Raw genomic sequence first — 13,233 nt, 5'->3', positions numbered from 1 at the left:
GCTCGATTGTCGCTGCTCTCCAAGTGGCGGCAGTCGAGCGATTTCCAAAACAAACCAAAAGTTTGTAGAACATGTTTCAGTCCACATTCGGACTTTAAGGACCATCTGGGCGAAGGTTACTTCAGCAAACGGGTTGCAACAAAGCGCAGGGTTTTTCTAATGCTCCAGTTGAGAGGCGATTCTTTAGTCAAGTTCAGGTTTCAACGATCTTCTGGACATTCGACCAGCTTTTCGCCAAAAATTACTGATACGTGTGGTAAAAATCTAAACGACGCAAGCGGACGTCGACAGCACGAGAGAGGAATGGCCCGTTCGCGAGAACGGCTCGCAATCTTTCCGCAACACGCTCTCGCTCTGCACTTACCGCTACGACCCCTCACTGACCACGGATGAACGAAACCCTCTGCCCGTACCAGGGCGCACATGACTGGATCCGACCAGCTTTCTCACCCTGCAAGCTCCCCGCCACGGGGACCAGACGAAAAGAGTGTTCTCCATGAACAAGGCAACCAAGGGCGCAGTCGCGGCCGGTGCAGCAGCACTTCTCCTCGCCGGTGGCGCGGGAACCATGGCGGCGTGGAACGCAAACGCGCCTCTGAACGGCGGCACGATTTCTTCGGGCAAGCTGACGCTGACGACCGAAGGAACCCCGTCGTGGACGGTTTCGAACGCAGCTGTCAATGGTGGTACCGCGGCCCCCGTCACCATCAGCACATTCAAGGTTTCGCCTGGCGACGTCCTCACCTACTCCGGCTCCGTCAAGATCGGTGCTGTGGGCAACAATCTGAGCGCGACGCTCAAGGCGGATGCTTCGACGATCACGGGAACCGGCACCCTGAAGGCCGAGATGGCTCCGGTCACGACAGCGACGGTCGGAGCGACTCCGTTGCCGACGAACGGAACAGGCGTTGTCATCACTTCCGCGAACAACAACAACGTCGTCAGCGTGAATGTTGTCTTCGACTTCACGAAGACTCCAGCAACCAACAGTTCGCAGGACAGCCAGGTCGATCTGACGAACTTCAACGTCACTCTCGATCAGGCCTAAGGCTTGCGTAAGCACTACCGTTGGTGGGCAACTGCCGCCGCGCTGGTCATCGGACTGATCTTTGTATCGGTGCAGCAGACCAGCGCGCGGTGGACGGCCGCTGAAACACTGTCCGGTGGCACGATCCAGTCCGGGATCCTCGACCTGACGGTGGGCAGTGCCGGTAGCGGCCAGAGCAGTTACGACTTCACTGCTCTGGGCGCCACCGGTATGTTCCCCAACGCATATGCACAGGCTCCGTTGACAGTTCACAACTCCGGAAATGTTCCTCTCAATTACCGGATCCAGAACGTCGCGCAGTCTTCCGCTGATGTTCCGCTCTCACTCGCGGTGACGCCAGTGGCTTCAGAGGCCGGTTGCCCCGCCCAAGGCGCAACTGCCGGCACCGCGATCTACGACGGGCCCATGGTCGGTGCTCAGGTACCGACAGCTCCGGGATGGCGCACTGTCGCTGCCGGCGGTACCGATATCTTGTGCCTGCGTGGCACTGTCGGTCCTGACGTTGCTTCTGGTGTCTCCACGAGTGTGCACTTCTCATTCGAAGCGGAGTCGGTATGACGCACGCAGTGAAGGGTTCTGATCAGAGAACCGGCGCTTGGTGGTGGATCCGCAATATCGTCTCGTGGGCTCTGCTGCTGGGTGTTCTGGCGATTCTGTTGTCGACGGTCGTTGTTCCACGTTTGACGGGGTCGACGCCCTTCACTGTGTTGACAGGTTCGATGCAGCCCACCTATCCACCCGGCACCCTTATCGTGGTTAAACCGCAGGACGCTGCCCAATTGCAGGCAGGTGATGCGATCACCTACCAAATCGAGTCGGGGAAGCCCGATGTGGTTACGCACCGAATCACGATGGTGCGACTCAACTCCGCCGGTGATCTCACCTTCGTCACACAAGGCGATGCAAATCCGATAGCGGATCAGAATCCCGTTGTACCGGAGCAGATTCGCGGCAAGGTGTGGTACAGCGTGCCGTACATCGGGTACGTGTACAACGCCATCACGGGGCAGATGCGCTCGGTGATGCTGACGGTAGTCGTCGGCGCACTGTCGATCTATGCCGTGTTCATGTTCGTCGGATCGGTCCGTGACCGTACCCGGCGGCGATCTGCGTCTGCAGACCCCCAACCTTCCGAACCGAGTGCGCCGGCGCCTCGAGTTGAGCAGCAAGAAAGGCACAGCCATGTCTAAGCACGAGGAGCAGCAGGCGCCCGCCCCGCTCGGTACACGTCTGGTCCGGGGCGCAACCAGCGGTCGCGCACGCGCGATCATGTCGGTGGGAATTGTCCTGGGCCTCGGTGCCGTTGGCACTCTTGCTGCGTGGACTGACAACGCTACAGCGACTTCCGGCGTATTCAGCACCGGTTCGATCGAGATGAAGCTCAACGGTGACCCGGGAGATCCGACTGCTTACGGCTTCACCGCGTTGACCAAGACGGGCATGATGCCCGGCGACAGTGTCACGGCAACTCTGCCTGTACAGAACACTGGCGCGGCACAGTTCAAATACACCATGGCAGCAACCGCAACAGGCGAGGCCGCGCTTGCCCCGTTTATGAAGGTGACTGTTCTCGATCAGAGTTGCACAACCCCGATTGCCGGCCCGGTCGGCTTGTCGACGACTGCCGCGACTCCGATCATCACAACAGGACGTCAGTTGGCTGCGAATACAGGTTCTGAAACTCTGTGTTTCAAGGTTGCGCTCGATACGGGAGTGCTTTCGGCACAACAGAACAAGTCGATCAATGTTTCGTTCCAGTTCGCGGCGACGACGGCCTGAGGTGACCATGTCTGATCACACAACTCCCGGCAGTTCGAGATCGGCACATGCCGGTCGCGAACTCGCGCTGACAATAGGGGCGGTGGCTGGACTCATCTGTGTTCTCGCCGCCGCGGCATCGATGCTGTTCGGCATCAAGCCGCTCGTCTTTCGTTCGGGTTCGATGTCTCCCGAAATCACCACTGGCTCCTTGGCATTGGCCCGAACCGTGCCCGCCACCGACCTCTCAGTGGGCGACGTAGTAAGCGTCGTCAACGGACAGGGCACGCGCATCACACACCGCGTGTACGAACTTGACCAGCAGGCTGGTAACTCCGTCACGGTGACTCTCAAGGGTGACGCAAATGCCAAGCCTGACGTGGAGCCCTACTTCATCACCGAAGCCGACCGCATTTTCTTCAGCGTCGGGGGCCTGGGCTACGCAATTGCTTGGCTCTCCAGCCCCCTCGCGATCTTCCTCGGCGGGGCGTTGGTCGGCGGATTGGTGATCATTGCCTTCCGGCCCAACTCTCGCCGCAAGGATTCGGATGACGGTCCGAGTGGAGGAGTTGGCAGTGTGGACACGGAAGCCGCTGCAACGATGGAGTTTCCGATGGTTTCTTCGAGCAGCGGGACAGGCGGACATCGCTCGGCGTTCTCGCTCCGAAAGCTTGCGGTTCTCGGTGTTTCGGCATTTGCACTGATCGGTGTTACGCAGGTGAGCGGCACCGCAGCGGCTTTCACAGACACTGCCGTCGCAACGAGTGGTGCCATTACCGTGAGCGGGAAGATCAATCCCGCAACGAGCAGCGTCAGTTGCACGACAAACGGCATAGGTGGCTCTCAATCGTCCACTGTTAAGTGGAGTCACATAGGTCCCCAATATCGCTACGAGGCGCGGTACTACAACGGAAACTCGTGGATGAAAACATGGGGATACGATCCCGGTGTCGGTGCCGCAGTAGGAACCCAGGTCTCATCCACTATCTACTACACAGATGCTGGTTACAGCGTTTTCAACTCATACACGTACACGCTTCGCATCTACACGATCAACCGAATCACGGGCGAATCGTCAACGGACTGGCGAGGGTGGAACCTACGCCAACCTGCGTCTCAGACAAGCATCTATTGCCAAGGTGAGGCAGGCTCGATCGCCGGCGCGGCTGTCGCTGAAACTGAGCAGCTTGCACGCGGAGTTGCTCCGACAACCGCGACGGCTGCCGAGACCACCACGTCCAGTACACCGACAACGACAGGCACGTCGACGACGGCTCCCACTACGGCTGACGTGACAACCACGACCGGTCCCACCACGACAACGGAAGCCTCGACCAGCACTACGATTCAGTCGACAACCCCGACAACAACCGATGCAACTGCCACGACAACCACCACCAAGGAAGCGCCTATGGCTTTGGGTGCGGCGGAAACGTCGCTGACGGGCTACAGCGCAACGTTGATGCAGGACGGTGCCAGCGTCGCCGTGGTGGTCACCGACAGTTCGGGTGCAGAGGTGTCGAGCACGCCGGTGAGTGCTACCGCAACGGCGATGTGGCAATCCGACGCAGATGAGCTGTGGATCGTGGACGGCGCCAACGTGTATCGAGTCAATGCCGCAACAGGTGTTTCGGAGAAGAACCCCTCCGGCGAAGCTCCCGCAGAGATCGCTGCCTGGATCGACGGGCAGAAGTGATGCATACAGAAGAGACGGAATTCGGGGACTGGAGAGTTCGGATGAATGATCGCATCGTTCCCGCAAGTCGATGGAATGCGCGACGTGCCAAAATGATCGGCGTATCGCTGGTCATGCTCGGCGGAGCAGCATTCCTGACAGGCTGTGCTGATACCGGCTCGTTGGGTTCGTCCGGCGGTGGCAAGCCCACCACGACTACGTCGGTTCCGGCTACAACTACCCCTGTCGTGACTACTCCGGTCGAATCCGGTTCGTTGGCGCTGAAAACCGTCGCCGCACCAACATGGACGGACCAAAACGGTCCGATCGACCTTTCGACCATGGTTGTCGTCCCGGGCGACGTTCTGACCTATCACGCCAGTTTCGCGTTGGAGATCAAGGGAACTGAAATGAAGGCAAAGTTGTCGACCAGTGATCTGGGGGTCTCCGGGGGAGCTGCGCTGGTTGCCCAGCTGAAGCCGGTCACCGAAGTCAAGCTCGATGGGGTGACAGTGCCTGTCGGTGCCGACGGAACTGTGGTCAGTACGTCGAAGGACGGCAAGATCGTTGACGTGACAATACGTTTTACCTTCGACAAGGATACCGCGACAGCGTTGTCGATGAATCAGTCGTTGAATTTGGCGCGATTCGACGTGAACCTGGTGCAGATTCCCGCATGATGTCGGTGCGGGTAACGCGAGCGCTGTAGCTGTTCAGAAGTGAGGCCGGGTAGCAGATCTGCCACCCGGCCTCATTTTGTGAGTTGTTGTAGGGGTTACTTATCCGATGTATGTGACCGGCTTGCCGAGCGACCCGACATCAAGCGATCCTGAGCTGACAGATCCAGTCTTCACTGATCCGGTGTCGAGTGAACCGAAGCTCGCCGAGCCGAAGTCAGTCGAACCGGAGCTCAGGGAACCGAAATCGAGTGATCCGGTTCCTCCGGGCGTGACGGGGGTATCGGTGGAATCGAGCGTGAGGTCCACGCTCCAGTTCGGCGTGATACTGCCGTTCTGCGAAGAGTTCCCTGCCTCGAAGGGCATTTCGATGACGAAGGCAACCTTGGCGTTTTCACCCGGTGCTAGGCGGACCGAGTTCAACTGGGGCCCCGGTGTGGCGACATTGCCGGTGACGGTGAGCGGATTGCCGGCAACGCCGTTTACGTCGACACGAAGGAATGCTTCCATGCCGTCGCTGATTTCGTAATCTCCGACGTAGAAGTTTGCCGCACCTGCGATCAGTGTGGCAACCATCTGCAGCGGCAGTGTGTCCGCTACCGACGTGACCCATTCGATCTGTCGACCGTCGAAGCTGTTGTCCCGCAACTGCTGCGTGTTCTCGAGCATCGTCGGCTCGAGTGATCGTATGCGTTTGGTGACCAGTGTCGGACAGGACAAGTTTGCGCTGGTGCTGATGGTCGGGCTCGTCGGCAGTCGCGAGAACGTGAACAGCTTGCCCGCCGCTGTCCATATCGAAGGTCAGGGCCGAACCGTCCGGTGTACGGACCAGCACGCCGGTGAGGTTGGAGGAGAAGTCCTCGGTACAGGAAACGGCCTCGGTGACCAGTTCCCACGTCGACACCAGATAGAAGTCGGTATCGGGAATTCGGTACACGGGGTGCTCGCGGCGGAGTACGTCGTAGAGCGGGTACGGGTCGTCGATGTTCGACGGGAGGAATGGGTTGATGTCGAGCCTCGATGGTGTCGCGAAGGGAAGATTTCACGGCCAGGAAGGAGAAGTCAACAGGTAGAAAAGACCTCTGAACTGGTATTTTGAGAGAATCTCACGCACATTCAGACTTCCATGCTTCTCCCAGGTCAGAGGCTCCCCGCCTTCCGTAGCGTTCAGATTTCTGACTGAATCTGTCTCAGAGTGAGACGAGGTGAGGGAGAGTGACCGGTGCGAACGAGCGCCACGCCGCCGATTGGCTGGCCGGCGGTAATCGTCGTGAACTCGCTACCGAGCGCATCTTCGCGGCTGCAGCAGAGCTGATTCGAGAACAGGGATTCGATCGGTTCAACGCCGAGGACGTCGCTTTGCGCGCAGGCTGTTCGCGGGCAACGCTCTACCGCTACGTGGGTGGGAAGTCCGCGATTCGTGAAGGGCTGTTGTCCCGAGGTGCGGCTTCCGTGGCGAGGCAGGTTGCGGCTGCCGTCGAATCACTGCACGGCGACGAGCGGATCGTGGAGTCGATTCTCGTCGCCGTCAACGCGATCAGATCCGACGCTGCCATGAGCCACGGCCTTGCGGCAGCGCGGGCCAACGATATCGACGAGTATCTTGCGTCCTCGCCGCCGCTGCCGCGTACTGCACTGGAACTTGCCGGATTGGATCCCGAAGGTCAACAGTCGCAGTGGGTGGTTCGGATCGTATTGATGCTGTTGGCATGGCCTCTCGCAGACAAGACCGCCGAACGACGGATGGTCGAGTCGTTCGTCGGCTCTTGAGAAGGATTTCGCGTTCGTGAACAGTGCAACGGGTCGGTCGCAGCTGTAGACGGTTCTGATCATGCATTCGTTCTTCGACTGGGTACCCTGAAGCCTGTCCGCTGCCGCGAAGGAGACCGTCAACCGGGCCGGAGGACGCGCTGTCCGGATTGCTTGTCGCACATATCGATTTCGCGATCAACGAGCGTTATTTGATCGGGTTGTTGATCAGCGAACTCGACCAACTATCGGACAATATCCGCCGCACGTGTGAACAGAATCAACGTGAGTACGTCGCGCTGTGGGTCAAGGTGCTCGACGGCGTTCGTCCGGGGCTCGAACCCGCGACAGCCAGGATTACCGTCAGTGCTGCTCTGACGGTTGTGGAGCCGCCAACTTCTTCCGTCCTGACGACCTGTCGGAGAGACTGTTGGAGATCGGCTGCGCCCTGCTGCTGGGTGCATGAAAATTTCGTCGATCCGCCACTGGTGGCGGATCGACACATTCAACTGATCGGAGACGTTCATGCGTTTCGACGCAACAGAACTGACGACCGAGGAACTCGATCTTCAGGCACAAGTACGGGAGTACCTCGACAAGCGGCTCACCCCCGGAAGCTACCCACTCGGACTCGGGATGTCCGGGGCTGTGGATCCGGCATTCTCGCGAGATCTCGGTAGCCGTGGGTGGCTCGGAATGTCACTGCCGAAGGAATACGGCGGGGGCGGGCGGTCAGCGGTTGATCGATTGGTCGTCGTCGAAGAACTTCTCGCGCGGGGAGCGCCGGTCGGTTATCACTGGATCGGAGACAGACAGTCGGGTCCGAGCATCGCCGCCAACGGCACGGAAGAACAGAAGCGGTACTTCCTTCCCGGTATCGCGAGCGGTGAGTTCTCGTTCTCGATCGGGATGAGTGAGCCCGACTCGGGTTCGGACCTGGCATCGGTACGCACTCGCGCCGAACGTGTCGATGGTGGCTGGAAAGTCAACGGCACCAAGATCTGGACCACCGGCGCGTTCCACGCCACACACATACTCGCCCTGCTGCGAACCTCGGCAGACAAGCACAACGGACTCACTCAACTGATCGTCGATCGCGACAGCGAGGGCCTGACCGTCGCACCCATTCCGTTCATCGACGGAAGCGAGGACTTCTGCGAGGTGTCGTTCCAGGACGTTTTCGTGCCGGACTCGCGTCGCCTCGGAGACGTCGGAGCGGGCTGGGGACAAAACACCGGTGAACTCGCACTCGAGCGAGGTGGCGTCGACCGCTGGATGTCGCTGATGCCGGTCCTCGAGAACTGGGCAGCCAACCAGGCGGCGCAGGGCGGTCCCGCGGCCCTGGCCGATCTGGGCTCGATTACGGCGCGCTGCTGGGCTTTTCGTGGGATGTCGCTGTCCATTGCACGGATGGTCGACTCCGGTCGCTCGCCGGTCACAGAGGCCGCGCTGATCAAGGAGATGGCAACACGCTTCGAACAGGACTGTGTTGCGACCGTCGCGCGGCACCTCGGACGGGCTCCAGACCTTGCCTCCGACGATCCGTACGAGTCATTGCTCGCCCGGGCCGTGCTGGTGGCGCCGTCGTGGTCGATTCGCGGCGGCACCAATGAAATTCTCCGCACCGTGATCGTGAAAGGGTTGAACCGATGAATTCGGGGTCAGAGATCAACGCGTACACATTCGACGCCGACCTCGAATCGATGGTCGAGCAATTTTTCGCCGAGAAGTCCGGCACCGAGGTGGTAGCGCAGGCGGAGATCGACGGTCTGCCCACCGGATTATGGAGCGCGGCAGTGGAACTGGGGTTGCCGCTGGTCGGTCTTCCCGAATCTGTTGGTGGTTCCGGTGGCTCGCTACTCGACGCCGTGACTGTCCAGCGTGCCGCTGCGAGGCACGCTGCGCCGTTGCCGCTCGCCGAGACGTACCTCGCGGGCAGGCTGGCAACAGCGGCCGGGTTATCCGTGCCCTCCGGAATCGCAACGGTCGCCCCGGGATCGCAGCGCGACGATGTGCGTCGCATCAACGACGGTTTCCTGTCGGGCACCTTTCACGATGTGCCGTGGGGTAGCGCCGCATCAGTGCTGGCAGCAGTTCTCGGTGATCGCGTTGTACTCTTGAACATCTCCGACGCCGAGATCGGTGGAGGGACGGATCTTGCCGGGCAACCGCGTCAGAGCCTGACGTTCGCAGAAGCGCGGATTGTCGATGGTGACAACTTGGTCGACCCACGGATTCTCAGCAGGCTCGGCGCGTTCTTGCGCTCGGTACAGATGGCAGGAGCCATGGAGTCGGTGTCGACGTTGACCCGGCGCTACGTGTCTGAGCGGGTGCAGTTCGGCAGGCCCATCGCGCAATTCCAAGCCGTCCAGCAGCACATCGTCACCCTCGCACAGATGGCATCGATGTCCACACTGGCCGTGGATCGCACGGCGCACGCGCTCACCCGTCGCGACGCCGACTTCGAAGTGTGTGCAACCAAATTGGTGGTTTCGCAGAATGCGCTCGCGAGCGTGCGCGCCGCCCACCAGGCACACGGTGCGATCGGCATGACCCGCGAATACCGCTTGCAACAACTCACCCGACGACTGCATGCCTGGCGATCGGAGTTCGGCGACGAAATCGCGAGCGCGACGCAACTGGGAGAGGCCGTAGCTGCATCGCCCTCACTGCACCGCTTGATTACTGACCCAGAACCGACATTGCAGCTGTAATCCTGACTGTCGTAGAGGATTACGTTGCGTTGCAACGAAGATCGCGCTTCAGTATCTTGCCTGCTGCCGACAGTGGCAATGCATCGACGAATTGGAAGGTACGCGGAGATTTGTAACCGGCTATCAGCGTTTTCACGTGAGCGCGCAGTTCGTCGGCGTCGGCGTCGAAACCATGCCGAAGGACGACTACGGCATGGACACGCTCGCCCCACTGGGTATCGGGCAGGCCGATCACGGAACAGGCCGCGACGGATTCATGTTGTGCCAGAGCGTTTTCGACCTCGGTGGAGTAGACGTTCTCGCCACCGGTGACGATCATGTCCTTGATGCGATCGACGATGAACAGGTAACCGCGGGCGTCGAGGTATCCGGCGTCGCCGGTATGCATCCACCCGTCGCGGAGCACTTCTGCGGTCTCTTTCGGTTTGTTCCAGTATCCGAGCATGACGTGGCTGCCGAACGTGACGATTTCGCCCACCTCGCCGGGTGGGAGTTCCGCGCCGGTCGGGTCGACGATTTTCAGCTCGCAGTGCGGCAGTACTCGACCGGCGCTGCGGAGGAGATCACCACCTTCGAGGTGATCAGCCGGGCTCAGCATGCTGATGTGCGCGGTTTCAGTCATCCCGTAGCCCTGCACAAACGAGCTGTTGGGGAACATTTGCATGACTCGTTCGAGAAGCGTCGGCGAAATGGGCGAGGCGCCGTATCTCAGGATCCTGACGCTGGACAAGTCATAGGTGGTCGAGTCTTCGTAGTCGACCAACATCTGAAGCATCGTCGGCACCAGACCCACAGTTGTCGGGCGATGGCGATCAACGGCCTCGAGGAACGTGCGTGGGCTGAAGTTCGGCATGAACACCTGGGTGCCACCCATCAGCGACTGAGCCAACCATCCAACTATCCCGGCGATGTGAAACAGAGGGTTGATCGCGAGGTTCGTTCCGTTGCTGACAGCCACGCTGCCTGCCGCGAGAGTACCAAGCGCCGAGGTCATCAGCGCTTGATGACTGATCATCACGCCCTTCGGCACTCCGGTGGTCCCGCCGGTGTAGAGGAGTAGTGCCAGCGTGTCGCCGCCGACGCGCAGATCGTCGACCGGAGTCGCCTCCGCGATCACCCGTTCGTAGTCGAGCATTCCGTCGCGAACCGGGCCGCTGCCGCAGCGGACGACAGTGGTCAGGCCCGGACACGCCTCGCGAAGGGTAGATCCGACGGAAGCAAAGTTCTCGTCCACGAGTAATACCGTCGATCCTGAATCTTCCAGGGCGTACGTGATTTCCGCCGTGCTCCAGCGAGAATTGACCGGACTGGCCACTGCTCCGAACCACCAGCAGGCCAGGAGCGCCTCGTGGTAGTAGTCGGAGTTCGATGCCAAGATTGCGACTCTGTCACCGGTGCGCAGGCCCAAAGTCTGAAACCCTCCGGCGAGTCTGCTCATCCGGTCCACCGATTCCCGGCACGTGCGCAGCCGGCCGTCGAAGATCGTCATCACCGCATCGGGTGATGCTCGCAGGGATCGGTGAACGAATTGAGTCAGCTGCATGCGATTCCTTCTGCGGGTGTGGGCCGAGTGCTCCGACTCGGATCAGTTCCAGCCATGATGCTATTTGCCTGATAATTTCCTTCACTCACCGCCTGAGACCGCGCCTCACCCTCGATGCCGTCTAGGACGATTGTCCAGTTGTCTCTTCCGATTCCGTCCTGCAGCGGCGTGATTTCTGCGAGAGTGTCGAACATGCGTGGAATTCTGGTAGCCGGTGTGAGTGCATTCGCGGCGGTCGTCTCGGTCGTCTCTGCTTCCACCGCCGGTGCCGAGACGACTGCGGACCGAGCTCGCTCGTTCTCCGAGACCACGTCCGTCGGCGTCCACAATTCCTACGAGAAGGCGACGTTTCCGTACTTCGCCGACGCTTTGGACTCCGGGGCCTCGCTTCTCGAATTGGATCTGTGGACCAACGGCGGTGGTCCGGACTGGCGTGTCTCGCACATGAATCCGGTGGCGAGTGACAGCAACTGCGTCGGTGCGCAGGACGCATCCGGGTTGCGAAGTGGTCTGCGAGATCAGGGACTGCGCGGATGCCTGGCAGATATGCGGGCGTGGCACGAAGCCGACCCCGAGCATCCTCCGGTGATGATCAAGTTGGAACTCAAGGACGGGTTCACCACCGGCTACGGACGCGGACCTGCCGATCTCGACGCCTTGATTCTCGGGACTCTCGGCGACGCGGTCTTCACTCCATCCGATCTGATGGGTGAGTCCTACTCGACCCCGGATGCCGCCGTCACCGACCGTGGATGGCCGAGCATGTCCGAGATGACCGGCAAATTTCTGTTCGAGCTGATTCCGGGAACGATCGAGGAGGGAAACCCGCTCGACGCGGAGTGGACCGACCGGCAGTACGCGACGCACTTGCGAGATCTGTCCGCAGCCGGGCTCGTCCAACTCGGCGCCGCCTTTCCCGCTGTTCACCGGGCGTCACCGAGAGACCCACGAATCGACCGTTACGCCGACCCGGGCATCCGCCCGTGGTTCGTGATCTTCGACGGCGACGCCCTCGATTACACCTCGGGCGTTGTGGATCCGCAGTGGTACCACGATCGTGGATACCTGCTCGTCATGACCGACGCGCACAAGGTCGCTCCACAGATCGACGGTGCGCATGCCACCGAGGTGGAGGCGAGCGAGCGTCTCGACCGGTTGGCCGGTGATCACGCAAGTTACATCACCGCGGACTGGTCGAGGTTGCCGAACGTACTGTCCACCGTGGTGCCGCGTCGGTGATCTCGAGGGCGGCAATTCTCAGGAACAGGGTGCAGGATGGGTTCATGCGCACTGTCACGTGGAATCCCGAAGTCTACGGCCGCTATTCGGGTGAGCGGTCACGCCCGTTCGTGGACCTGGTGTCACGGGTGGCGACCGAAGACCCGATGCGGGTAGCCGACCTCGGCTGCGGATCAGGTAGCTTGACCGCGATGCTGGGGGAACGATGGCCGGACGCCTCGGTATTCGGTTTCGATTCGTCTCCCGAAATGGTGGCGCAGGCCCCGACAGACCTACCGGGAAACGTCACCGTCGAGTTGGGGGACATCATGTCCTTCGATGCCACGGGTTACGACGTGGTCGTCAGTAACGCTGCATTGCAGTGGGTTCCGAGCCACCGCGAGCTGATCGAGCAGTGGGCGGACACCCTGGTATCCGGGTCGTGGCTGGCGTGGCAGGTTCCAGGAAACTTCGATGCACCGTCACATGCGCTCATGCGAAGCCTCGCGGAGTCCGCGGAATGGAGCGAGCGACTGGGCGGCGTCCTACGCGGCCCGGAAGGCGTCGACAGTCCGGTTGCGTACGCGCAGCGTCTGCAGGAACACGGATTCGACGTCGACGCCTGGGAGACGACATACGTCCATGTGCTGGCAGGTGCCGATCCGGTGCTCGGATGGGTACGGGGGACGGGGTTACGGCCCGTGCTCGACGTTCTCGGCGAGGCTGACGCTCCGGAGTTCGAGCGCCGGTATTCCGATCTGCTGCGGGAGGCCTACCCCGCAACAGCCGCCGGAACGCTCTTTCCGTTCCGGCGGGTGTTCTGCGTCGGACGCAAGCGGTAACTACTCGGC

13 protein-coding genes are annotated in these 13,233 nt (G+C 60.9%); 11 read left to right on the top strand and 2 right to left on the bottom strand.

Annotated elements, in window-relative coordinates:
* Positions 1-496 precede the first annotated feature (496 nt).
* From R4P65_RS04865 to R4P65_RS04840, 6 genes are read left to right on the top strand one after another with little or no spacing between them, the layout of a single operon-like run.
* Entirely contained in the window at positions 497-1,048 is a 552-nt protein-coding gene (locus tag R4P65_RS04865; RefSeq protein WP_317825647.1) for an alternate-type signal peptide domain-containing protein, read from the top strand.
* A 3-nt stretch (positions 1,049-1,051) separates the two neighbouring features.
* Positions 1,052-1,606 carry a hypothetical protein gene (locus R4P65_RS04860; RefSeq protein ID WP_317825646.1) on the top strand — a complete coding sequence of 185 codons (555 nt, stop codon included), beginning with the start codon at positions 1,052-1,054 and terminating at the stop codon, positions 1,604-1,606.
* Complete coding sequence (locus R4P65_RS04855) at positions 1,603-2,238, top strand: signal peptidase I (RefSeq protein WP_024488237.1); 636 nt, start codon at positions 1,603-1,605, stop codon at positions 2,236-2,238. Before R4P65_RS04860 ends, R4P65_RS04855 begins: the two co-directional genes overlap by 4 nt.
* Positions 2,231-2,827, top strand: a complete 597-nt coding sequence (locus R4P65_RS04850) for a SipW-dependent-type signal peptide-containing protein (RefSeq protein ID WP_317825645.1) — start codon at positions 2,231-2,233, stop codon at positions 2,825-2,827. The genes R4P65_RS04855 and R4P65_RS04850 overlap by 8 nt, the downstream gene beginning before the upstream one ends.
* A 7-nt stretch (positions 2,828-2,834) precedes the next feature.
* On the top strand, positions 2,835-4,502 hold the full coding sequence (locus R4P65_RS04845; protein WP_317825644.1) for a signal peptidase I: 1,668 nt from the start codon (positions 2,835-2,837) through the stop codon (positions 4,500-4,502).
* A 41-nt stretch (positions 4,503-4,543) separates the two neighbouring features.
* Positions 4,544-5,161: an alternate-type signal peptide domain-containing protein gene (locus R4P65_RS04840; RefSeq protein WP_317825643.1), complete on the top strand. Its 618-nt coding sequence runs from the start codon at positions 4,544-4,546 to the stop codon at positions 5,159-5,161.
* A gap of 99 nt (positions 5,162-5,260) precedes the next feature.
* Here R4P65_RS04840 and R4P65_RS04835 read toward each other — a convergent pair whose 3' ends face one another.
* Positions 5,261-5,827: a hypothetical protein gene (locus R4P65_RS04835; protein WP_317825642.1), complete on the bottom strand. Its 567-nt coding sequence runs from the start codon at positions 5,825-5,827 to the stop codon at positions 5,261-5,263.
* Positions 5,828-6,373: 546 nt separating this feature from the next.
* Here R4P65_RS04835 and R4P65_RS04830 point away from each other — a divergent pair.
* The 3 genes from R4P65_RS04830 (at position 6,374) to R4P65_RS04820 (ending at position 9,621) form a co-directional block, all read left to right on the top strand.
* Positions 6,374-6,928: a helix-turn-helix domain-containing protein gene (locus R4P65_RS04830; protein WP_317825641.1), complete on the top strand. Its 555-nt coding sequence runs from the start codon at positions 6,374-6,376 to the stop codon at positions 6,926-6,928.
* A 504-nt stretch (positions 6,929-7,432) separates the two neighbouring features.
* A complete protein-coding gene (locus tag R4P65_RS04825) occupies positions 7,433-8,560 on the top strand; it encodes an acyl-CoA dehydrogenase family protein (RefSeq protein ID WP_317825640.1) in 1,128 nt (375 codons plus the stop codon).
* Entirely contained in the window at positions 8,557-9,621 is a 1,065-nt protein-coding gene (locus R4P65_RS04820; RefSeq protein WP_317825639.1) for an acyl-CoA dehydrogenase family protein, read from the top strand. Before R4P65_RS04825 ends, R4P65_RS04820 begins: the two co-directional genes overlap by 4 nt.
* A 19-nt stretch (positions 9,622-9,640) precedes the next feature.
* Here the strand turns inward: R4P65_RS04820 and R4P65_RS04815 are convergent, their stop codons facing one another.
* Positions 9,641-11,164, bottom strand: coding sequence for a long-chain fatty acid--CoA ligase (locus R4P65_RS04815; RefSeq protein WP_317825638.1), 1,524 nt, complete (start codon positions 11,162-11,164; stop codon positions 9,641-9,643).
* Positions 11,165-11,356: 192 nt separating this feature from the next.
* On the opposite strand from R4P65_RS04815, the gene R4P65_RS04810 reads away from it, so the two are divergent.
* Together R4P65_RS04810 and R4P65_RS04805 are read left to right on the top strand one after the other, a co-directional pair.
* The gene (locus R4P65_RS04810) at positions 11,357-12,403 is read left to right on the top strand and encodes a phosphatidylinositol-specific phospholipase C domain-containing protein (RefSeq protein ID WP_317825637.1); all 1,047 of its coding nucleotides are present in this window, start codon (positions 11,357-11,359) and stop codon (positions 12,401-12,403) included.
* Between the two features lie 44 nt (positions 12,404-12,447).
* The gene (locus tag R4P65_RS04805; protein WP_317825636.1) at positions 12,448-13,224 is read left to right on the top strand and encodes a trans-aconitate 2-methyltransferase; all 777 of its coding nucleotides are present in this window, start codon (positions 12,448-12,450) and stop codon (positions 13,222-13,224) included.
* Positions 13,225-13,233 lie beyond the last annotated feature (9 nt).

Source organism: Rhodococcus sp. IEGM 1318, from assembly GCF_033142465.1.
Taxonomy (GTDB): domain Bacteria; phylum Actinomycetota; class Actinomycetes; order Mycobacteriales; family Mycobacteriaceae; genus Rhodococcus_F; species Rhodococcus_F qingshengii_B.
This window is presented reverse-complemented; position numbering and strand designations above follow the sequence as displayed.